Here is a 22,306-nt window from a genome sequence, read left to right on the forward strand (position 1 = left end):
CAAAATCAATCTTCCTATTTCTATCAAAGTTATCGAATAAAATTTAAAAAATGAAAAAGAATTTAAGATAAATAGCAAGTCCGTCAATTTTGACCACGATGATAATATAGCACAGGATCCCTTTAAAATACGCTAGAAATCCTTATTTAATTTAAATAGTTAAACAAAAATTACTTAAATAGAACCAATCCCTTTTACTATAAAATAAAACGGGTGTTTTGAATTTATAATGGCTTCAGATAGGTCTGTACAGCTTGTAAAACGTCATTTTTTAATCTATCTTGCAATTCATCTTTGTAGTTGTATTTACGCGCATTTAAGTCAAGAGAACGCATTTGAATAGTATCTATAACTCCAGTAATTAAACCTTTCTTAGTTTTAACTTCAATATCTGTTTCGAAGCGTTTTTCTCGATTTGTTATTGGCAATATCCAAACGAAATCAGTACCTTCAATACTCATTTGGTTGTTTATGACTAAACATGGTCGTATCTTTTGTTTTTCACGACCAAGTGTTGGGTCTAGGTCGATATAAAGTATATCAAATTGTTTTATATTCATATTTCACGACCAACGCTTTCACCAAAATCAATTTCTGATTCAGTGTATTTACCACCATTTTTGAAAAAGTTTGTAATTCTATCTTCAATCGATTCTTCTTTCTTTTTGATGAATAGTCCACCATTCATTTCTTGAACTTCGACTTTATCTCCCACTTCGAATTTAACGAGTTGAATCGTTTGTTTGCCCAGACTTATTGCTTTACTGTTTCCATTTTTAAAGACACGTTCAGATGTTTTATTGATGTCATTTAATGCTTTTGTCATTTGGTATCATCTCCTTATCTATAGCGTATCATTTGTACTTACTTATGTAAATACATTAGTAAATGCTTGGATATTGTGATTGTGAATCATTGAATAAAATTTAACAATATAATATTTATAAAAGTTAATGATGATTTTTGCGTTATTCCAATTGCTTTATTGACGTTGAGCTTCGGAACCCTTAACAATCCCTAAACTTGTCGAATTATCGGCTTAATAGCTCAAGATATGCCGACATTCGTCTTCAAGTTTAGTTAAGGGCCTTCTGAATCTCAATAAATATTCTCGGCATAAATGCTGTGCTATAATAAATATACGTCTTATCTTAGCGTTTCATAGTATTATCCTCGTTTATTATACTTATAATTATAGGGGAAGGCTTAGAGCTATCCTTTTGATAGCTCTTTATTTTTGACGTCAAAGATTATTCACAAAGCTTTTCAACCCCAAAAATTGTGATATAATACATATAGCATAATAACTCTTATCCAATTATTAGAAATTTGCTATTAAGACTTTAAAAACCACTCACTAATTTTAGTGAGTGGTTTTTTTGCTAAAATAGATTTCAAGCAAAGCTATCCTTATATAGTTTTATATTCAAAATTGTTTATTAGCTTTTAAAAAGCAAATGTGAGCCGTATATTAATTATCACTAAAATCAACAAAGGTTAAAAATAGTTCTGTACTTATGACATTATTAAGTGTATAGTTAATCTAACGTAATCAAAGATCGTGAATTAAATTGTAGTGTATTGATTTGAATATCCTCTTTTTTAGTTATGAATTTGTTACAAATATTATGTGCAAAAGCACGTGGAGGTATTCTATATGAATAACGGTACAGTAAAATGGTTTAACGCAGACAAAGGTTTTGGTTTCATCGAAAGAGGTAATGGGAATGACGTTTTCGTTCATTACTCTGGTATTGCCGGAGAAGGCTATAAATCTTTAGAAGAAGGCCAAAATGTTGATTTTGATATTATTGAAGGTCAACGTGGTGAATAAGCAACAAATGTTGCAGCAATATAGGTTAAAGTTCAAAGCATTTAATCCGTTGTGATTAAGTGCTTTTTTTTGATTAACAAACTATTTCTTATTGTAATAATATATTCATTTTTTAATTATACATATTAACAAATTAAATTTAATAAAAATAAATTTTAATAAAACCCCTGATGTTGTATTTTAAAAAGATATTAATTACAATAGAATAGATTGCTTACATATCAAAAGGGCTTGATATATTTGCGATTATATTAAAATAAGAGGAGTGATTTTTTGAAAAAATCAAAGAAAAGATTGGATTTTTTACCAAACAAATTGAACAAATACTCAATTAGAAGATTTTCGGTTGGTACGGCTTCTATTTTAGTTGGAGCAACTTTATTGTTTGGAATTAACAATGGGGCACATGCAGCAGAGCAAAATGAAACACAAAGTGTTTCTCAAGAAGCAACAAATGACGATTCAACAAGTGAAGCACCACAAGAAACACCAGCAAAAGAAGAAGCAACAAATGACGATTCAACAAGTGAAGCACCACAAGAAACACCAGCAAAAGAAGAAGCAACAAGTGACGATTCAACAAGTGAAGCACCACAAGAAACACCAGCAAAAGAAGAAGCAACAAATGACGATTCAGTAAGTGAAGCACCACAAGAAACACCAGCAAAAGAAGAAGCAACAAATGACGATTCAACAAGTGAAGCACCACAAGAAACACCAGCAAAAGAAGAAGCAACAAATGACGATTCAACAAGTGAAGCACCACAAGAAACACCAGCAAAAGAAGAAGCAACAAATGACGATTCAACAAGTGAAGCACCACAAGAAGCACCAGCAAAAGAAGAAGCAACAAATGACGATTCAACAAGTGAAGCACCACAAGAAACACCAGCAAAAGAAGAAACAACAAATGACGATTCAACAAGTGAAGCACCACAAGAAACACCAGCAAAAGAAGAAGCAACAAATGACGATTCAGCAAGTGAAGCACCTGATTATGTTGGAGTTAATTCTGATTCTTTAGAAAACTCAACTTTAGAAAATGGCGATGACGAATCATCTAATGACCAAGATAAAGATATTGCTTATGCAACACCTGCAGAAGCAACAGCACCACGTTCTATTGAACCTCGTTCTAGAGTTGCATTAAATGAAACTCAAGCACAAAAGCAGGGTAAAAATGTTAATGATTTAATTACAGTAACTAATCAGTCAATTACTGAAGGTGGGAGAGAAGATGGTATAATCAGTGCTCATGATGGTGAAAACATCACTTATACTACTGATTTTAAAATCGATAATGATGTAAAATCTGGAGATACCATGACTGTAAAATATGATCCTCGAACTGTTCCTTCTGATTTAACAGATGACCATACACCAGTTGATATTATGGATCCATCGGGAGAAGTTATTGCTACAGGATCATTTGATAATACTAATAAAACATCCACTTACACTTTTACAGATTACGTTGATAAGTATGAAAATGTAAATGCAAAATTAGTTATGAATTCTTTTATTGATAAAAAAGAAGTGCCAAATGAAGAAACAGTAGATTTAACATTTGCAACTGCTAATGAGCCAATAAATAAAACTTTTAATGTTAGTTACCAACGACCTATTGTTGAACGTGCGTCGAATATTCAATCTATTTTTTCACAGTTAGATTTAGACGACAACACTGTAGAACAAACAGTTTATGTGAATCCACTTAGTTTAAATGCTCAAAACGCTAAAGTTTTAATTAGAGGTGCGGGCGTGTATAATGATGGTGGATTTTTTAATGGTGAGGGTAGCACTATTATAGACAATAGCACTGATATTAAAGTATATAAGGCTAAACCAGACCAAAAATTACCGCAAAGTAATAGAATTTATGATTATAGTCAATATGAAGATGTAACAAATCAAGTGAATATTGATAAAAATTATTCTAATAATCAAGCTATGGTTGATTTTGGAAATATAAATTCACCTTATATCATCAAGGTGAAAAGTAAATATACACCTGGAGCAGAGGATAGTTTAGCAATACAACAAGGTGTTAGAATGACAACAACTAATGATGGTATTTTATCTTATGCTGGTTATACGAATAGTATTATTAGTACTAATGACCAAGGTGGAGGTAATGGAGAAGAGGCGCCTGAGCAAACATATAAAATAGGTGACTATGTATGGGAAGATGTTGACAAAGATGGTGTTCAAGGTACAGATGAAAAAGAAAAACCAATCAGTAACGTACTAGTAACATTAACTTATCCAGATGGCACTTCAAAATCAGTGAGAACAGACGAAAATGGACATTATGAATTTGATAATTTATATGATGGTGAAACATATCAAGTTTCATTTGAAACACCTGAAGGTTATACACCAACTAAAATTAATGTTGGAGATGGTTCGTTAGATTCAAATGGTGGATCAGTAACTGTAACTATTGACGGTCATGATGACATGACTTTAGATAGTGGTTTCTATAAAGATGATACAGATGCAGACGCCGACGCCGACGCTGATGCAGATGCTGATGCAGACGCCGACGCTGATGCTGATGCAGACGCCGACGCCGACGCAGATGCAGACGCCGACGCAGATGCAGATGCTGATGCAGACGCAGATGCCGACGCAGATGCCGACGCAGATGCTGATGCCGATGCCGACGCTGATGCCGATGCCGACGCCGATGCCGACGCTGACGCAGATGCCGACGCTGACGCTGACGCAGATGCCGACGCCGATGCCGACGCAGATGCAGACGCTGACGCAGATGCAGACGCCGATGCCGATGCCGATGCCGACGCCGATGCCGACGCAGATGCCGACGCCGACGCCGACGCTGACGCAGATGCCGACGCAGATGCAGACGCAGATGCAGACGCCGACGCAGATGCAGATGCAGATGCTGATGCTGATGCAGACGCAGATGCAGACGCCGACGCCGACGCAGATGCCGACGCCGACGCAGATGCCGACGCAGATGCCGACGCTGACGCTGACGCAGATGCCGACGCAGATGCCGACGCAGATGCCGACGCTGACGCAGATGCAGACGCCGATGCCGATGCCGATGCCGATGCCGACGCCGATGCCGACGCAGATGCCGACGCCGACGCAGATGCTGATGCTGATGCAGACGCAGATGCCGACGCAGATGCCGACGCAGATGCTGATGCCGATGCAGATGCCGACGCTGACGCCGATGCCGACGCCGACGCTGACGCCGATGCCGATGCCGACGCCGATGCAGACGCCGACGCTGACGCCGATGCCGATGCCGACGCCGATGCCGACGCCGATGCCGACGCCGACGCTGACGCAGATGCCGATGCCGACGCAGATGCAGATGCCGATGCCGACGCAGATGCTGATGCCGATGCCGACGCTGACGCAGATGCCGACGCAGATGCAGATGCCGATGCCGACGCTGACGCAGATGCCGACGCCGACGCAGATGCAGACGCTGATAATGAAAAGCTACCTGATACTGGTAATAATTCACACAACGGTACGTTATTTGGTTCATTATTTGCAGCACTTGGAGCGCTATTGTTAGGTAAACGTCGTAAAAATGATAATAAAGAGCAATAATTTATCTATTTTAAAATATTTGAAATAGTTAAGGCCAGGCCATTATGGTCCTGGCCTTTTTTGATAATATAGGGAAAATCATACTTTAAATGATATTTAATAAAAAAATTGAATTAGAATATAAATTTGAAGATGAAGTGACCATTTGTAGAGACATTTATAAGGTTAGCGATAGCAATAGTGAAAATGGAAAGAATTATATTTATAATCAATCACAAAAATATTGGGTTATTAATTTTAAAAAGGGAGAGTTTAATTTTTTAAAGAAGAAAACAAAATTTAGAAAAAGTAGTTAAGTTGATTGACTTATCGGTATGCTTTTAGACTTTATAAAAAAATAGTTATAATTAAAAAACACCCGTCCATACGGGTGTTTTTAATTGGTTCTGTTGCATATTTAATTTTAATGTTGGAATTGACAATTAAGTATGAAGATGATGAAATCATAGAGCGCTTTGTGTTGTTTAATCATTATAGAATTCATAAAAAGGAACAATATTTAGAGATTTCAACATCTCCTAATCTAAAGCATATACTTAATTCAATTACGAATAATTTTACAAAATTTGAACTAGAAGAAATGACGACGCTTAAATCAACGTATTCTAAAAACATGTTTAGAATACTTAAGCAGTTTAAACATACAGGTTATTTAAAAATAAAAATAAATGATTTTAGAGAGCGATTAGATATTCCAACATCGTATAGAATGACCGATATTAATAAGAATGTATTAAAACCTATTATTAACGAACTCAGTTATATTTTTAAAGCATTAAAGATACATAAAGTTAGAGCAAAAAAGGGACGAAAAATAGAGTATCTGGAATTTATATTCGAACCTGAAAATCGTATTTATAATAAAAAGTACGCTAAAAGTAAAAATACAGTCGATTCAAGACAATATATTAGTAGAGAAAAAACACCACAATGGTTAGAAGAACGTTCTTATGAAAAAACACCTATCTCAGAGGAACATGATCCTGAACTTGAGAAAGAGCGTGAAGCTTTCTTAAAGCAACTACAAATTGATTGGGATGAGTAACATTTATGATAGCTACTGTAGAGCTATACAATGTGTTAAAGGTGTGGCGCTTTTATGGGCTATCTATGATTAGTCAATGGTAAAAGTAAAAGAGGTAAATTGATTTTGCATCTTTTTGTCAAAGTTATCGAATAAATGTAAAAAAAATGAAAGAGAATTTAAGATAAATAGCAAGTCCGTCAATTTTGACCACGATGATAATATAGGTTTTATATAAATAAGATGGCTTATCGGAAGTTATCTGTAACTCATCCATTACAGATGGTATAATATAAAGGTCGCCTATCTCTCAGGCGTCAATTCAGACGCAGAGAGGAGGTGTATAAAGTGATACTTATTTTCGTTCACATCATAGCGCCAGTCATCAGTGGCTGTGCCATTGCGTTTTTTACTCATTGGCTAAGTAAATGCAATAAAAAATAGGTGACATATAGCCACACCAACAAAAATCCCCTCACTACTCGCAATAGTGAGGGGATTGGTGTATAAGTGAATACTTATTTTCGTTACCAAAATTATAACACTGGTAAGTAAAGAAATGCAAAATTTAAGAAATAATAGTGATTAAGAAGAGATGATATCTAAATACTCTTAATTAGTGATAATATATACAACTCATTTATAACAATTGGTGTTGCAATTTTTGCACTATTCTTCTTTGATTTTGACAACTTGTTTACCGAAATTATCACCTGTAAATAACTTTCTGAATGCAGAAGGTAAATTGTCAAAACCTTCATCTATCGTCACTTCAAATTTAATTTTACCTTCAGACACCCATTGTGCGAGTTGTTCGCTTGCTTCTTTAAAATGATCAGCGAATTGGGCTACTACAAAACCTTGCATTAATGCTTGATTTTTAATCAACGTTCCTTGGATACGTGGTCCAATATCGTCTTTTTCATTATTATATGCTGAAATTGCACCACATACCGGAACGCGCGCAAATCGATTTAAGTGTTTAAACACTTCATCAGAAATTGCGCCGCCTACATTTTCAAAATACACATCAATACCATCTGGTACAGCCGCTTCGAGTTGCTGCGTGAAATCATCTTGTTTATAGTCAATGGCCGCATCAAATCCTAATTCATCTGTTAAATATGCTGTTTTCTGCTTACCACCAGCAATACCGACAACTTTTGCGCCTTTAATCTTAGCAATTTGTCCTACGACAGAGCCTACTGCACCGGATGCAGCTGACACGACAACCGTCTCGCCAGATTTTGGTTGACCAATTTGAAGCAATCCTGTATAGGCCGTCATTCCCGGCATGCCTAAAACACTCAAATATAAATGTAATGGTACATCTTTTGATGGAACAGGGGTCACATCGTCTCCATTCACTGTATTTATCTTTTTCCATGGTAATATGCCTGTGACATAATCACCCACAGATAGACGTTCATCTTTCGATTGTGTGACTTTTCCAACAATATGACCTTGTAATGGCTCATTCACTTGGAAAGGTTGAACATAACTTTTTGTATCATTCATTCTGCCTCTCATGTAAGGATCTACAGATACATAAATGGATTCTACTTGAACCTCACCTGCATATGGTTCTCGAGTTTCTGTTGTTTCAAATCTAAATACATCGTCTTGAGGGATACCATTGATTACGAATGTAATTTTCAATGACTTTTTTATTTCTACCTATTGTATCTACATAAAAACCTTTACACCAAAACTTTCTATTTCCATATCTATATTTTAAATTAGCGTGTCTATCAAAAATCATTAAACTACTTTTACCTTTTAGATATCCAACAAATGAAGACACTCCTATTTTGGGTGGAATACTAACTAACATATGAATATGATCTTTACATGCTTCTGCTTCAATAATTTCTACACCTTTTCTTTCACATAATTGGCGTAGAATAATTCGAATATCTTTCTTTATCTTCCCATATATTACTTGTCTTCTATATTTTGGAGCGAAGACTATGTGATACTTACAATTCCATTTTGTATGTGCTAAACTGTTTGTGTCGGATGACATTAAAAAGCATCTCCTCGTGTTGATTATTTTGGTTGGCTGACCAATATTTATTCTAGCACGTAGAGTTGCTTTTTTTGTGACAACGGTAGAACCTTTTCTGAACCATACGCATAGCGTATGGTTTTCTTTTTACAATGAAAGAACGACAAATTCCATACTATTACATTGGAATTTGTCGTTCATTTATTAGAAGCATATATTTTACAGACTTCTAAATTAATTGTTACAACAACAATTATTATCCTGTTGCTCTTTTTCATTTTTCTCTTTTTTTTCTTCAATTTCTACTGAACAACAAGATTGTTCCTGAGGTTTTAATTTTTTTAATACGTCTTTGACTCCCATTATCTCACCTCCTTTAAATAACGATGTTCACCATCAAACCTGTAGAAATAGCTACAACTAAAATGGCGATAACGAATGAGATTACAAATTTTTTCTTGAATAGTTTCGATAATAATATAACTTCTGGAATACTTGCACCAGCACCACCAATGATCAAAGCAACAACTGTCCCAAGCGACATTCCTTTTGAAGCTAATGCTTCAGCTATAGGTAACATTGTTTCAGGTCTAATATACATAGGAATACCTATAATAGAAGCAATAAATACGGATATAATGCCACCTTCACTCGCATATTTAGTAATAAATGTTTCGGGTACAAATCCATATATGAACGCTCCAATAAATACACCAATAAATAGGTAAGGAAGCATTGGATATAAAAATGCCCACGCATCATTTAATGCTTGTTTAAAACGAGATCCATGTTTATTAGCAAAAAATCCATCTCCTTTAACGTTTACACCTTTGTAAGTTTTAACTAAATTCATTTTTGAAAATACTAGACCCGTTAAAATACTAAAAATCGCTAGTACAACAAAGTAAATAACAGCAACTTTCCAACCTAATAAGGCCCATAACATAAATATCATTAATGGATTCATTAATGGTGAAGATATTAAGAAACTCATTGCTGGACCAAAAGGTATTTTAGAATTTAATAGACCTGCAAGTATTGGAATTGTAGAACAAGAACAAAAGGGTGTCATCGCACCAAACACCATCCCCAATATATAACTAATTGCTTGATTAGGCTTGCTCAAAAATCTTTTGATTTTTTCTTCCGAAACTACTTGTTGAATTAAACTTACAATAAAGCTCACGATGATGAATAGTATTAATAATTCAAAAAACAACATCACAAATGTTTTTATAAATTCCATAATTGAATCTAACATGAGTATAATGCCTCCAAATTTAATTAATCAATATTTCTTGATGTATTAATCAAAAAAATTTGATTAATACTATATTAAAAAAGATACTTAAAGTATCTTACAACAAGTATCTTCATTTAAAACAACCTGTATTTGCTGCTCATTAATTTTATAATAATTCCATGTGCCATGCTTTTCAGCAATAAGAACATTTGCATCTACTAATTTTTTTAAATGATAAGAAAGTTTAGATTGTTTTATATCTAATAACTCTTCTAAATCACATACACATAATGATTTATTGAAGCTTTGGCTAATTTGATTTAGTATTTTTAATCTGATTTTATCAGCTAGCGCATTAAACATATTTTCATAAAAGTCAAATTGTTGATCTTCACTCATATCAGTCTTTGCTTTAATAACTTCCATAAAAGACCATCCTTTTTATAATATTTCATTGAGTTTATATTATCTTTATTTCAATTCTTGAATTGCTTGTTTATAGTTATTTTTTGTTGATTCGCCATACTGATTAATGTTCCCTTTAAAGAACTCCTTCTCCATATACATTGTAGCTTCTTTTAAATTGATTTCTCTTGATAGCATAACAAGATTTAAATAACTTACAAAATAACCAACAGTTAAAGTACTTGCATGGTTTACTCGCAATCAAGCACGCCTCCTTATTGTCAACGTAGTTTTATATCATTTAATACATCAATTTTTTTTGATATATTAAATATAAATCAATATCTATATTATCGCAAGAAGAAAACCTATAATTTTACATAAACTTAGGTATTGATCACAGAAATATTAAAATAATTTTTTTATAAATTGTATTATTAAGAATTAAATTTAGTAAAATTTTTAAAACTCAAGAAAAACATAGACATCCATCTATATAGATGTTAGTCTATAATCGTAAATTAATTAATGAGGTGAGTATAATGTTAAATATTGAAATATACGAAGAAGCTATGTGCTGTTCTACTGGCGTATGTGGTCCAGAACCGGATGAAACACTAATAAAAGCGAACCAAATCAATGAATATTTAAAGCAAAATCAAATAGAAGTTCAACGTTATAATATGAATAACAATCCGAATGAATTCATTAAAAATCAAGAAGTTATTCGTTTAATTCAAGAAAAAGGTGATGAAGTTTTACCCATCACTTTTATAGAAGGCAATATAACTAAAACGGGCGCTTATATTACCCAAGAAGAAGCCGATGAAATTATTACAGTTAATCAAATGAGAAATGGAGGATGCTGTGGTGGAAATGGATGCTGTTAAATACTTAAATAAATTGAATTTAGATAACATTGAGTTAACAAAATATTTGTTTTTTACTGGTAAAGGTGGCGTAGGCAAAACAACGATATCAAGTTTTATTGCTTTAAACTTAGCAGAGAATGGAAAGAAAGTAGCTTTAGTAAGTACTGATCCAGCTAGTAATTTACAAGATGTATTTCAAATGGAATTATCTAATAAATTAACTAAATATCAACCTATACCTAATCTCTCTATAGCCAATTTCGACCCGATTGTTGCTGCAGACGATTATAAAGCACAATCTATAGAACCTTATGAGGGTATTCTACCAGAAGATGTGCTTGCTGAAATGAAAGAACAGTTAAGTGGTTCATGTACAGTTGAAGTAGCAGCATTTAATGAATTTACAAATTTTTTATCCGATAAAACTTTAGAACAAGAATTTGATTTCATTATATTTGATACAGCTCCCACAGGTCACACTTTGAGAATGCTTGAATTACCTTCTGCATGGACAGATTATTTAAATACAACGAGTAATGACGCTTCTTGCTTAGGTCAATTATCAGGTTTAAATGAAAATAGAGTTAAATATAATTCAGCACTTGAAAAACTACGTAACCAAGATGATACGACCATGATGTTAGTTGCGAGACCTACTCACTCTTCTATATATGAAATTCAAAGAGCGCAACAAGAATTACAACAACTGTCAATTTCTAAATTCAAAGTAATCATTAACAACTATATAGAAGAAAGTCACGGTTTAATTTCGAGTCAGATGAAATCGGAACAAGATAAAAACATTAATCATTTTACTGAATGGTTAAATAACAATCATGCTTATTACGTTCCATATAAAAAGCAGAAAGAAGAAGGTATAGAAAATTTAACTAATCTATTAAATGATGATAACTTAATTGAAAATGATGACTTTATTGTTGAAGATCATCCGCAATTCAATAAATTAATCGATGAAATTGAAAATAGTAAAGTTCAATATTTATTTACAATGGGAAAAGGTGGCGTTGGTAAAACGACAGTAGCAACGCAATTAGCTACAGCATTATCTAATAAAGGATATCGTGTTCTTTTAGCAACTACTGACCCTACTAAAGAAATTAATGTTGAAACTACAAGTAATTTAAATACTGCTTATATTGATGAAGAACAAGCATTAGAAAAGTATAAAAAAGAAGTACTAGCCACAGTGAATGATGATACACCACAAGACGATATTGATTATATTATGGAAGATTTAAAATCACCTTGTACAGAAGAAATAGCATTTTTCAAAGCCTTTAGTGACATTATGGAGAATCAAGACGACATGGATTACGTCATTGTAGACACAGCTCCTACAGGCCATACCTTGCTGTTACTTGATTCTAGTGAAAATCATCATAGAGAATTAAAGAAAAAATCAACTCAAACTACCAGTAATGTTGAAACATTATTACCTAAAATTCAAAATAAAAATTTAACACAGATGATAATCGTAACACTAGCAGAAAAAACACCTTATTTAGAATCTAAACGTTTAGTAGAAGATTTAAATAGAGCTAATATAGGCCATAATTGGTGGGTTGTTAATCAATCGTTAGTTACGCTAAATCAACGTGATGACCTTTTTAGTAACAAAAAAGAAGATGAATCATTTTGGATAAACAAGATTAAAAATGAAAGTTTTGACAATTATTTTGTCATACCTTATGGGGGGTTATCATAATTAAAAAAATTGTAATCATCGGTTCAGTTGCTGCCGGTACAAGTGTCGCGGCTAAAGCAAGAAGAAATAGTGAAGATGTGGAAATTATCGTTTTTGATAAAGATAGTGATATTTCGTATTCAGTATGTGGTATCCCCTACTATATAGGCGGTAATGTATCTGATATTGATGAACTCACGCCAAGAAATGCTAAATGGTTTAAAGAGCGCTTTAATATAGATATTTATACAAAATATGAAGTGAATCAGATAAATGATACTGATCAAACAATAACTGTTACCAATTTAGTAAATGATGAAAAGATGATTCAAGAATATGACGAATTAGTATTAGCAACAGGCTCATCGCCTAAGGAACTTCCTCAATTAAATAGCGAAGAATATAACAATGTATTTAAAGTTAAGAATATTAATGATGCGAAAGCAATTTATAATTATATTGAGGACAATGATATTCAGAATATAACAATCATTGGTGGTGGATTTATTGGTCTAGAAATGTTAGAACAATTATCTAATTACAATACTTCAATTATTCAACGTAGTACTTTTATGCCTCATTTAGACTACGATATCAGTTTTATGATTCAAGAATATATTGAAGATAAAGCTAACGTATATACCAATAATGAAATAGATATTATTGATTATGATGAAAATCATACAATAAATAGAGTGAGCTTAAAAACTGGCGAATTAATTGATACAGATTTAATCATTATTGGAATTGGTGTCATACCAAATACTAAATTAGCTAAAGAAATTGGTATTAATATTGGAAAATCTGGAGCAATACAAACCAATAAGTATTTTGAAACAAATATTCCTCACATATATGCAATTGGTGATGTAGCAGAAAGTTATAATTTAATTACTGGTGACCCTATATATAGACCGTTAGGTTCTACAGCAAATAAAATGGGACGTATTTTAGGAGATCGATTAACTGGTGGAAATCTAGAACATAAAGGCATTTTAGGAACAGGCATTGTTCGTATATTTGATATGACAATTGCCCAAACAGGCTTAACTGAAAAAGAAGCTATTGATTTAGATATTGATATTGACGTATTACACAATGTGAAACCGAATCGTCCAGAATATATGCAAGGTCAAGAAATGGTAATTAAAGCTATATTTGATAAAAACAATTCTAAATTACTGGGTGCCCAAATTATTGGGTATGAAGGTGTAGATAAAAGAATAGATGTACTAGCTACTGCTATAACGTTTGGTGCCCATGCAGAAGATTTATTTCATTTAGATTTAGCATATGCGCCTCCTTTTTCTACAACTAAAGATCCTGTTATTTATACAGGGATGATTGGACACAATATTACTCGAGGACGCAAAATTATAACGCCTGAAGAAGTCATGAAACAAAATAATGACTTATTGATTTTAGATGTACGTTCTCCAAAGCAATTTGAAGTTAATCATGTTGATGGAGCGATTAACGTCCCATTGAAAATATTGAGAAGTTATGCAAAAACAGTAGATAAAAATCAAAAGATAGTGACTTACTGTAATAAAGGTACTACTGGGAATGCTGCACAAAACGTACTTATTAATTTAGGTTTTAAACAAGTGTTTAATTTGTCAGGTGGTAATAAAAATTATCAACGTTATAAAAGGTTTCAAGTAGAAAGGAAGAAGAAAAATTGAATTATAAAGAAATTTCACAATACTTAAAAGTGATTGCTGATAGTAGCCGTCTTGAAATATTAGACTTGTTATCTTGCGGTGAATTATGCGCTTGTGATTTATTAGAGCATTTTTCTTTTTCTCAACCCACATTAAGTCATCATATGAAAGTATTAAAAGACAATAATTTAATTACATCCAGAAAAGATGGTAATAAAATTTTATACAAATTGAATCATGACGTATTGGATAACGTTACATCACGACTCACTCTATTGAGTTCCAGTACTGTCCCATGTATATGTGAAACAGTAGAGAAAGGTGAGTGTTAATGATGACGATATTAGCAATCACAATATTTGTATTAACGTTAATTTTTGTTATATGGCAACCTAAAGGTCTAGATATTGGTATTACTGCATTAATTGGTGCTGTAGTTGCTATAATCACTGGCGTTGTAAGCTTTTCAGACGTACTAGAAGTTACTGGAATTGTTTGGAATGCGACTTTAACTTTTGTTGCAGTTATTCTTATTTCACTCATATTAGATGAAATTGGATTCTTTGAATGGTCTGCCATACATATGGTAAGAGCATCAAAGGGTAATGGCTTGAAAATGTTTATCTTTATCATGCTCTTAGGTTCAGTTGTAGCAGCCTTCTTCGCAAATGATGGTGCGGCTTTAATACTGACGCCTATTGTTTTAGCAATGGTACGTAGTTTAGGATTTGATAAAAAAACGATATTCCCATTTATTATTGCTAGTGGTTTTATTGCAGATACTACGTCTCTTCCATTAATTGTTAGTAATTTAGTTAATATTGTTTCTGCTGATTACTTTGATATTGGATTTGTTGAGTACTTCAGTAAAATGATTATACCTAATATATTCTCTTTAATCGCAAGTATTCTTGTCTTATGGCTTTATTTTAGAAAGTCTATCCCAAGAAAATTTGATGCAGTAAATATTAGAGAACCAAAAGAAGCGATTAAGGACAAAAAGCTTTTTAATATCTCGTGGATTGTACTCACTGTATTGCTAGTTGGTTATTTAATAAGTGAGTTTATAAATATTCCAGTATCAATTATTGCTGGTATCATTGCTTTAATATTTGTATTATTAGCACGTAAGTCTAAGGCTGTGCATACGAAACAAGTAATTAAAGGTGCGCCATGGAATATTGTTTTATTCTCTATTGGTATGTATCTTGTGGTATTTGGTCTAAAAAATGTGGGCATCACAACGCTTCTTGGTGATGTACTAACAAATATTTCAAATTACGGCTTATTTAGTAGTATCATGGGCATGGGCTTTATAGCTGCATTCCTTTCATCCATTATGAACAACATGCCAACTGTTTTAATAGATGCAATAGCGATTGGTCAATCTCAAACAACAAGCATACTCAAGGAAGGCATGATTTATGCGAATGTTATCGGATCTGATTTAGGACCTAAAATAACACCAATTGGTTCGTTAGCAACACTTCTCTGGTTACATGTGCTTACTCAAAAAGGTGTCAAAATTTCTTGGGGACAATACTTTAAAATCGGTATTATTATAACGATTCCGGTATTATTTATCACACTGTTAGGGTTATATCTAACACTTATTATTTTCTAAAAAAAGAGGAAACTATTTATGGATAAAAAAACAATTTATTTTATATGTACAGGTAATTCATGCCGTAGCCAAATGGCTGAAGGCTGGGGTAAAAAAATCTTAGGAGATGAATGGCAAGTATATTCTGGCGGTATTGAGGCACACGGTGTAAATCCAAAAGCAATAGAAGCTATGAAAGAAGTTGGAATTGATATATCAAATCATGCTTCTAATTTAATTGACAAAAATATACTAAACCAATCTGATTTAGTAGTAACTCTATGTAGCGATGCTGATCAAAACTGTCCTGTATTGCCGCCTAATGTAAAGAAGGAACATTGGGGATTTGACGATCCTGCTGGCAAACCTTGGTCAGAATTCCAACGTGTTAGAGATGAAATCAAAGCAGCCATTGACTCATTTAAGGCTAGATAAATTTTAAGCGTCTCAATATCATTGAGACGCTTTTTAATAGACTTTTTATTATAAAATAACTTCAAAATATCAACTTAATAATTGCAACGACGATTAAAATACATATTATTGTTTTTTGAATATAGTCAGGTATTTTCTGACCCATTTTCATACCTAGAGGCGTAAATAGTATACTACCTAAAATTAACGGTATTGCACTATTGATAGGAATATACCCCTGTAATAATTTAATCATAAATGCTCCAATAGAAGAAATGAATGCAATTACAATACTATTTGTAACCACCATGTTCATTGGTAATTTAAATATAACAAGTAGTACTGGAATAATAATAAATGCGCCACCAGCTCCTACAATACCAGATACCAAACCGATGATACCACCTATTGTAATTAAAAGTAGACGATTAAACTTAATATGACTAGTAGATGGTGTAACTTTTATAAACATTAGAATAAGAGCTAGTAATGCAATAATAATATAAACCGTATTAACAAACTGAACATTTATTAAATTCGCTAAGATTGCACCTAGCATACTACCTATTACCATTCCACTTCCCATATTAAGTATAAGCGTTCTAGAAAAATTTTTATTTTTATATGCGTTTAAAGATCCACTCAATGTACTAAAAAAAACCTGACTTGAAGTTAATCCTGAAGCAATATAAGCACTATAAGTAGGTAAACCAAATAATGGTGGTAATAATAAGAGAGCTGGGTAAATAACAATGGCTCCCCCTATACCGACTAATCCAGAAATAAATCCTCCTAAGATACCAATAACTAACATTACTATAATTGTTGTTATACTTATCATTTACTTTTTATCAATAATTCAACTGCTTCATTAATTAGTGCCTGAGAATCTTCACTATTTTCTTCAGACATTTTGACGCATTCTACTAAGTTTTCACTAATGATAATACCCATTAACCGTTGAATAGAACTTTTAGAGGCACTTAATTGACTAATGACGTCTTTACAATTTTTTTCTTCCTCCATCATTTTAATGACTCCATTAAGCTGTCCTTGTATGCGATGAATACGATTAATCATCTTTTTATTATATTCCAATATATTTCACTCCACATTCATTTTTAATAATTACATCATATTGATTAAATTTTAGTTTGTCAAATACCCCCATAGGTATTTGACAAACTATCTAATTCGTTATAATATACCCCCATAGGTATTTAAAAGGAGGTAATTATGTCACAATATAAAACGAAACACATTAATGATTTCACTAAAAAAGAATTACAAGAATTGGGTTCTAAGGGTCAATTAATTGACGTTCGACAGCCTGAAGAATTTGAATTAGGACACATTAAAAATGCTTTATTACATTCAGTTGAAAATATAGAGACTTTTAAACAAAGCAAAAATAAAACTTACTATATCTATTGTAAAAGTGGTAATAGAAGTAGAAAAGCCAGTCAATTTCTTGCACAACGTGGATACGATGTGGTGAATTTAGACGGAGGTTATACCGCATACGAACAACAACATCATAATGATAATTTATCTAAAGTAAAAGAAGATAGAGAAATTAAAGATAATCGTAAGATGTTCAATTATAGTAATCTACAATGTCCAGGACCTATTGTTAATATTAGTAAAGAAATCAAAAACATCGCTATTGGTGATCAAATAGAAGTTGTTGTGACTGATCACGGATTTTTAAATGATATTAAAAGTTGGGTCAAACAAACTGGACATACACTTGTTAGACTCAATGATTCTGGTAATGAAATTCGCGCTATTATTCAAAAAGAAGAAAATAAAAATATAGAAGTGACACACACGAAAAGTGGAACAACGATTGTTTTATTTAGCGGCGAGCTAGATAAAGCAGTTGCAGCAATGATTATTGCTAATGGTGCTAAAGCCGCAGGGAGAGATGTAACCATTTTTTGCACATTTTGGGGCTTAAATGCACTTAAAAAAATTCAAAGTCAACGTATTAAGAAAAAAGGTATTGCAAAACTTTTTGACTTCATGCTTCCAAATTCACCAATTAACATGCCTATTTCTAAAATGAATATGTTTGGTTTAGGCAATCTAATGATGCGTTATGTCATGAAAAAGAAAAATGTCGATACTTTACTTTCTCTTATTGATCAAGCAGTTGAGCAAGGTGTTAAACTTATCGCTTGTACAATGAGTATGGATGTGATGGGCATTACAAAAGAAGAATTACGCGATGATGTAGAATACGGTGGCGTAGGTGCATATATTGGATATACAGAACAAGCTAATCACAATTTATTTATATAATTAGAAAGGAATGATATTATGTTTTTTAAACAATTTTATGATAAACATTTATCTCAAGCATCTTATTTAATCGGTTGTCAAAAAACTGGAGAAGCCATGATTATTGATCCTATTCGTGACTTATCTTCATATATTCGAGTTGCTGATGAAGAAGGTTTAACCATTACTCATGCAGCTGAAACACATATACATGCAGATTTTGCTTCAGGAATTAGAGATGTTGCTATAAAGTTAAATGCTAATATCTATGTATCAGGTGAAAGTGATGACACATTAGGTTATAAAAATATGCCTAATCACACTCATTTTGTTCAACATAATGACGATATTTATGTAGGAAATATAAAATTAAAAGTGCTTCATACACCTGGTCACACGCCAGAAAGTATAAGTTTTTTACTTACTGACGAAGGTGCTGGAGCACAAGTTTCAATGGGACTATTCAGTGGTGATTTTATTTTTGTAGGAGATATCGGTAGACCTGATTTACTAGAAAAAGCGGTTAAAGTAGAAGGATCATCTGAAATAGGCGCTAAACAAATGTTTAAATCGATTAAAAGTATTAAAGACTTGCCAGACTACATTCAAATTTGGCCTGGCCATGGCGCTGGTAGTCCTTGTGGTAAATCTTTAGGTGCTATTCCAACATCTACGCTTGGCTATGAAAAACAAACGAACTGGGCTTTTTTTGAAAATAACGAAGCTACCTTTATCGATAAACTCATTTCTGATCAACCTGCACCACCACATCATTTTGCACAAATGAAAAAAATTAATCAATTCGGTATGAATTTATATCAACCTTATACGGTTTATCCAACTACAAATACAAACAGATTAACTTTTGATCTCCGCAGTAAGGAGGCTTATCATGGTGGACATATTGAAGGTACAATCAATATTCCATATGATAAAAATTTCATCAATCAAATTGGCTGGTATCTAAACTATGATCAAGAAATTAACTTGATTGGAGACTATCACCTTATTTCAAAAGCAACACACACCTTACAACTCATTGGATACGATGATGTTGCTGGATATCAATTACCTCAATCTAAGATTCAAACACGTTCCATTCATAGTGAAGACATTACAGGTAACGAATCACATATATTAGATGTACGTAATGATAATGAATGGAATAATGGCCACTTATCTCAAGCGGTTCATGTACCACACAGCAAACTTTTAGAAACAGATTTACCTTTCAATAAAAACGATGTTATTTATGTACACTGTCAGTCTGGCATTAGAAGTTCGATAGCTATTGGTATTTTAGAACATAAAGGTTATCACAACATTATTAATGTAAATGAAGGTTACAAAGATATACACCTTTCTTAATATTTATACTAATGAAGAAGGACTATAAGTAGTTAGATATAGCTTATAGTCCCTTTTTATATTATTGGATACATATCTATTTAAAAATCATTTATGTATCCTCGCTTTATATCATTTAATAAATATTTTACATAGTGCATACCTTTTTTGTTTATTGATGTGTTCAAAAAACATAACAGCAATTCTTATAAACCTCATATGTTCTGATACGTTCAAAATTCCTTTATGATGCGGTTTATCGTATAAAAGTTAATTACATATTGTTGCATTCACTATGATTATCGTCATTTATAAGTAATATATTCAATGTTTCTATTACGCCATCTCTATCATTATTAATTGAAATTAAATTTGCTTTACTTTTAAGTTCTGGATAAGCGTTGTCCATAGCAACTTTGTATCGTGCATGCTCAAATAAAGGAACATCATTTAAACCATCACTTAATACAATCGTTTGTTCACTACTTATATTTAATAAATTTTGTAAAAAACGAATCGTTTTTCCTTTATCAACGTCTTTAGCTACTGCTTCGATAGCAGCTTGAATATGTTTACGTAAATATTCAATACGATAGTCATAATGAATATGTCCATAACAATGAATCGTCTAGTCTTAAATGATTCGTTTAATCAATGATACTTGTTCGCCAACTACAGTAAAACGATTACTAATTTTCAATCTTCTCATTTCATGTAATCGTTATAGTTACAAATTGAGTCGGATGTCAAAGTTTAAAGTCGGTAAATAAAAAATGCCCTATCATTCAAACTTTCAAATCTCAATGATAGGGTCAGTATAAACAGTTGTATTAATTATATTCATCTTCAATATCGCCAACGATTTCTTCAAGAATATTTTCTAAAGTAATGATACCTTTGAAATCAGCATTATCATAAACTGCAGCAATATGAACTTTTTTCTTTTTCATTATTTCCAAAATGTGCTTCAATGGCGTATTCAGTTTAACGTTGATAATTGGATTAACAAATGTCGCTAACTTAGATGGCTGATCCACATTAAATAATGATTTGGAATGGATAAAACCAACAATTTGATCATCTTTAATAGCTGGATATCTTGTAAATGCATCTACTTTAATTTGTTGAATCGCATCATCAAAACGCGTATTTAAATTGAGTGTTTTGACATGTTCTGGATCGATCATAATATCTTTTGCGACTAAATTATCGAATTTAAATGCTTGATTAATATGGTGTAACTCACTGTCATTAATTTCGCCACCTTCATGGCTATCTTGAATTAATTGTTTCAATTCTTCTTCAGAGTGGAATACCTCACTCTCTTTAGCTGGTTTCATGTTGAACATTTTCAAGATTAATCGTGCTGCACCATTTAATAGCCAAATAAATGGATACATTATTTTATAGAAAAAGATGATTGGCTTCGCAAAGAGTAATGTAATATACTCAGCTTTTTGAATCGCAATGGTCTTAGGCGCCATCTCACCTACAACTACATGTAAAAATGTCGCGATAACAAACGCACCACCAATAGTAAATGGATGTATCCATGCTTCAGGAATACCTATACTACTGAATAGTGGGTTTAGAATAAATTCAAATGTGGATTCCCCGACCATACCAATACCTAAAGCGGTAATGGTAATACCTAATTGACAGGCAGCTAAGTATTCGTCAAGATGATCGACAACTTTTTTAGCAGAGATTGCTTTCTTCTCTCCTGCATTAAACAATTGTGCAATTCTTGTTTCTCTGACTTTCACGATAGCAAACTCTGTCGCTACGAAAAATGCCGTTAGGACTAATAATAATATAAAAGTAATCAGACTAAATAGGGTCCCCAAATATGTTCTTCCAAAATAAAAAATATAGACTTACTATTATATGAATTGTATCAACGTTTTTTATATAATCAAAATATTTAAATTTTAAATACTAATATAAATAGTACTATCTACTAGAACAAGACAAACAAGCTGAATTCCCACATTATAATACTGATATGACTGCTAATGTGTTACAGACAATGTTCAAAGATATTGAAGAATTAGAGAAATAGCAATTGAAATCACTGTATCTAACGATTATCAATCGTATTGATATAAGGATAGATGAATATCATAAAAATTAATTTTACATCATCCTCAAATTGGATAACGCTTTTAATAAACAACTATTTAATAACCATCCACTCGACGAAGTGCTCCTCAGCACTTCGTCTTTATTTTTGCCGCAAACTATATATATAACTATTGAATAAACAATGACTATTCTGTTATTCTTTCATTTATTTTATCTAACCAATTT

At 32.5% G+C, this 22,306-nt stretch carries 22 protein-coding genes and 3 pseudogenes; 13 read left to right on the forward strand and 12 right to left on the reverse strand.

The window, feature by feature from the left end:
- Positions 1-224: 224 nt before the first annotated feature.
- On the reverse strand, positions 225-560 hold the full coding sequence (locus tag P7F85_RS12505) for a type II toxin-antitoxin system PemK/MazF family toxin (protein WP_002467526.1): 336 nt from the start codon (positions 558-560) through the stop codon (positions 225-227).
- Positions 557-805: an AbrB/MazE/SpoVT family DNA-binding domain-containing protein gene (locus P7F85_RS12510; RefSeq protein ID WP_171001934.1), complete on the reverse strand. Its 249-nt coding sequence runs from the start codon at positions 803-805 to the stop codon at positions 557-559. Before P7F85_RS12510 ends, P7F85_RS12505 begins: the two co-directional genes overlap by 4 nt.
- Before the next feature lie 852 nt (positions 806-1,657).
- Between P7F85_RS12510 and P7F85_RS12515 the strand changes: the two genes are divergently transcribed.
- The 4 genes and pseudogenes from P7F85_RS12515 to P7F85_RS12530 all read left to right on the forward strand — a co-directional run bounded on the left by P7F85_RS12515 (position 1,658) and on the right by P7F85_RS12530 (position 6,896).
- Positions 1,658-1,834, forward strand: a complete 177-nt coding sequence (locus tag P7F85_RS12515) for a cold-shock protein (RefSeq protein ID WP_002467525.1) — start codon at positions 1,658-1,660, stop codon at positions 1,832-1,834.
- Positions 1,835-2,107: 273 nt separating this feature from the next.
- Complete coding sequence (locus P7F85_RS12520) at positions 2,108-5,428, forward strand: fibrinogen-binding adhesin SdrG C-terminal domain-containing protein (RefSeq protein ID WP_447158583.1); 3,321 nt, start codon at positions 2,108-2,110, stop codon at positions 5,426-5,428.
- A gap of 406 nt (positions 5,429-5,834) precedes the next feature.
- Positions 5,835-6,473, forward strand: a pseudogene (locus P7F85_RS12525) (RepB family plasmid replication initiator protein); the annotation flags it as partial.
- Positions 6,474-6,800: 327 nt separating this feature from the next.
- On the forward strand, positions 6,801-6,896 hold the full coding sequence (locus tag P7F85_RS12530) for a type I toxin-antitoxin system Fst family toxin (RefSeq protein ID WP_107529390.1): 96 nt from the start codon (positions 6,801-6,803) through the stop codon (positions 6,894-6,896).
- Positions 6,897-7,121: 225 nt separating this feature from the next.
- On the opposite strand, the gene P7F85_RS12535 is transcribed toward P7F85_RS12530, so the two are convergent.
- From P7F85_RS12535 to P7F85_RS12560, 6 genes are all read right to left on the reverse strand, one after another.
- On the reverse strand, positions 7,122-8,111 hold the full coding sequence (locus P7F85_RS12535) for an NADP-dependent oxidoreductase (protein ID WP_398576854.1): 990 nt from the start codon (positions 8,109-8,111) through the stop codon (positions 7,122-7,124).
- A complete protein-coding gene (tnpA, locus tag P7F85_RS12540) occupies positions 8,062-8,478 on the reverse strand; it encodes an IS200/IS605 family transposase (protein ID WP_057525768.1) in 417 nt (138 codons plus the stop codon). Before tnpA ends, P7F85_RS12535 begins: the two co-directional genes overlap by 50 nt.
- A 216-nt stretch (positions 8,479-8,694) precedes the next feature.
- Positions 8,695-8,823 carry a hypothetical protein gene (locus P7F85_RS12545; RefSeq protein WP_002449516.1) on the reverse strand — a complete coding sequence of 43 codons (129 nt, stop codon included), beginning with the start codon at positions 8,821-8,823 and terminating at the stop codon, positions 8,695-8,697.
- Positions 8,824-8,836: 13 nt separating this feature from the next.
- Positions 8,837-9,721: a permease gene (locus tag P7F85_RS12550; RefSeq protein WP_050969630.1), complete on the reverse strand. Its 885-nt coding sequence runs from the start codon at positions 9,719-9,721 to the stop codon at positions 8,837-8,839.
- A gap of 87 nt (positions 9,722-9,808) precedes the next feature.
- Positions 9,809-10,129, reverse strand: coding sequence for an ArsR/SmtB family transcription factor (locus tag P7F85_RS12555; RefSeq protein ID WP_002449352.1), 321 nt, complete (start codon positions 10,127-10,129; stop codon positions 9,809-9,811).
- Between the two features lie 45 nt (positions 10,130-10,174).
- The gene (locus P7F85_RS12560; RefSeq protein ID WP_029056259.1) at positions 10,175-10,369 is read right to left on the reverse strand and encodes a hypothetical protein; all 195 of its coding nucleotides are present in this window, start codon (positions 10,367-10,369) and stop codon (positions 10,175-10,177) included.
- A gap of 281 nt (positions 10,370-10,650) precedes the next feature.
- On the opposite strand from P7F85_RS12560, the gene arsD reads away from it, so the two are divergent.
- The 6 genes from arsD to arsC are packed head-to-tail and all read left to right on the forward strand — an operon-like array spanning position 10,651 to position 16,387.
- On the forward strand, positions 10,651-10,998 hold the full coding sequence (gene arsD / locus P7F85_RS12565) for an arsenite efflux transporter metallochaperone ArsD (RefSeq protein ID WP_002489605.1): 348 nt from the start codon (positions 10,651-10,653) through the stop codon (positions 10,996-10,998).
- Positions 10,985-12,706 carry an arsenical pump-driving ATPase gene (gene arsA, locus P7F85_RS12570; RefSeq protein WP_029056260.1) on the forward strand — a complete coding sequence of 574 codons (1,722 nt, stop codon included), beginning with the start codon at positions 10,985-10,987 and terminating at the stop codon, positions 12,704-12,706. Before arsD ends, arsA begins: the two co-directional genes overlap by 14 nt.
- Entirely contained in the window at positions 12,706-14,370 is a 1,665-nt protein-coding gene (locus P7F85_RS12575; RefSeq protein ID WP_047211151.1) for an FAD-dependent oxidoreductase, read from the forward strand. Before arsA ends, P7F85_RS12575 begins: the two co-directional genes overlap by 1 nt.
- Complete coding sequence (locus tag P7F85_RS12580) at positions 14,367-14,681, forward strand: ArsR/SmtB family transcription factor (protein WP_002441914.1); 315 nt, start codon at positions 14,367-14,369, stop codon at positions 14,679-14,681. Before P7F85_RS12575 ends, P7F85_RS12580 begins: the two co-directional genes overlap by 4 nt.
- Complete coding sequence (arsB, locus tag P7F85_RS12585; protein ID WP_047211152.1) at positions 14,681-15,973, forward strand: arsenite efflux transporter membrane subunit ArsB; 1,293 nt, start codon at positions 14,681-14,683, stop codon at positions 15,971-15,973. The genes P7F85_RS12580 and arsB overlap by 1 nt, the downstream gene beginning before the upstream one ends.
- An 18-nt stretch (positions 15,974-15,991) precedes the next feature.
- The gene (arsC, locus tag P7F85_RS12590) at positions 15,992-16,387 is read left to right on the forward strand and encodes an arsenate reductase (thioredoxin) (protein ID WP_015387314.1); all 396 of its coding nucleotides are present in this window, start codon (positions 15,992-15,994) and stop codon (positions 16,385-16,387) included.
- A 61-nt stretch (positions 16,388-16,448) separates the two neighbouring features.
- Here arsC and P7F85_RS12595 read toward each other — a convergent pair whose 3' ends face one another.
- Together P7F85_RS12595 and cstR are read right to left on the reverse strand one after the other, a co-directional pair.
- Positions 16,449-17,207 carry a sulfite exporter TauE/SafE family protein gene (locus P7F85_RS12595; RefSeq protein ID WP_002473148.1) on the reverse strand — a complete coding sequence of 253 codons (759 nt, stop codon included), beginning with the start codon at positions 17,205-17,207 and terminating at the stop codon, positions 16,449-16,451.
- Positions 17,204-17,464 (reverse strand): persulfide-sensing transcriptional repressor CstR, encoded by a 261-nt coding sequence (gene cstR / locus P7F85_RS12600; RefSeq protein WP_000456194.1) that lies wholly within the window; start codon positions 17,462-17,464, stop codon positions 17,204-17,206. The genes P7F85_RS12595 and cstR overlap by 4 nt, the downstream gene beginning before the upstream one ends.
- Positions 17,465-17,602: 138 nt before the next feature.
- Here cstR and P7F85_RS12605 point away from each other — a divergent pair, with 138 nt between their 5' ends.
- Together P7F85_RS12605 and cstB are read left to right on the forward strand one after the other, a co-directional pair.
- Positions 17,603-18,670, forward strand: a complete 1,068-nt coding sequence (locus P7F85_RS12605; protein WP_447158584.1) for a DsrE/DsrF/DrsH-like family protein — start codon at positions 17,603-17,605, stop codon at positions 18,668-18,670.
- 18 nt (positions 18,671-18,688) lie between these two features.
- Positions 18,689-20,017, forward strand: coding sequence for a persulfide dioxygenase-sulfurtransferase CstB (gene cstB, locus P7F85_RS12610; RefSeq protein WP_015387316.1), 1,329 nt, complete (start codon positions 18,689-18,691; stop codon positions 20,015-20,017).
- A gap of 253 nt (positions 20,018-20,270) precedes the next feature.
- Here cstB and P7F85_RS12615 read toward each other — a convergent pair.
- Positions 20,271-20,609 (reverse strand): annotated as a pseudogene (locus P7F85_RS12615) (HAD hydrolase family protein); the annotation flags it as partial.
- A gap of 217 nt (positions 20,610-20,826) precedes the next feature.
- Positions 20,827-21,843 carry a hemolysin family protein gene (locus tag P7F85_RS12620; protein WP_041786899.1) on the reverse strand — a complete coding sequence of 339 codons (1,017 nt, stop codon included), beginning with the start codon at positions 21,841-21,843 and terminating at the stop codon, positions 20,827-20,829.
- 173 nt (positions 21,844-22,016) lie between these two features.
- Here P7F85_RS12620 and P7F85_RS12625 point away from each other — a divergent pair.
- A pseudogene (locus P7F85_RS12625) lies at positions 22,017-22,259 on the forward strand (cassette chromosome recombinase CcrB); the annotation flags it as partial.
- Between the last annotated feature and the right edge of the window lie 47 nt (positions 22,260-22,306).

The organism is Staphylococcus sp. aM (genome assembly GCF_052975125.1).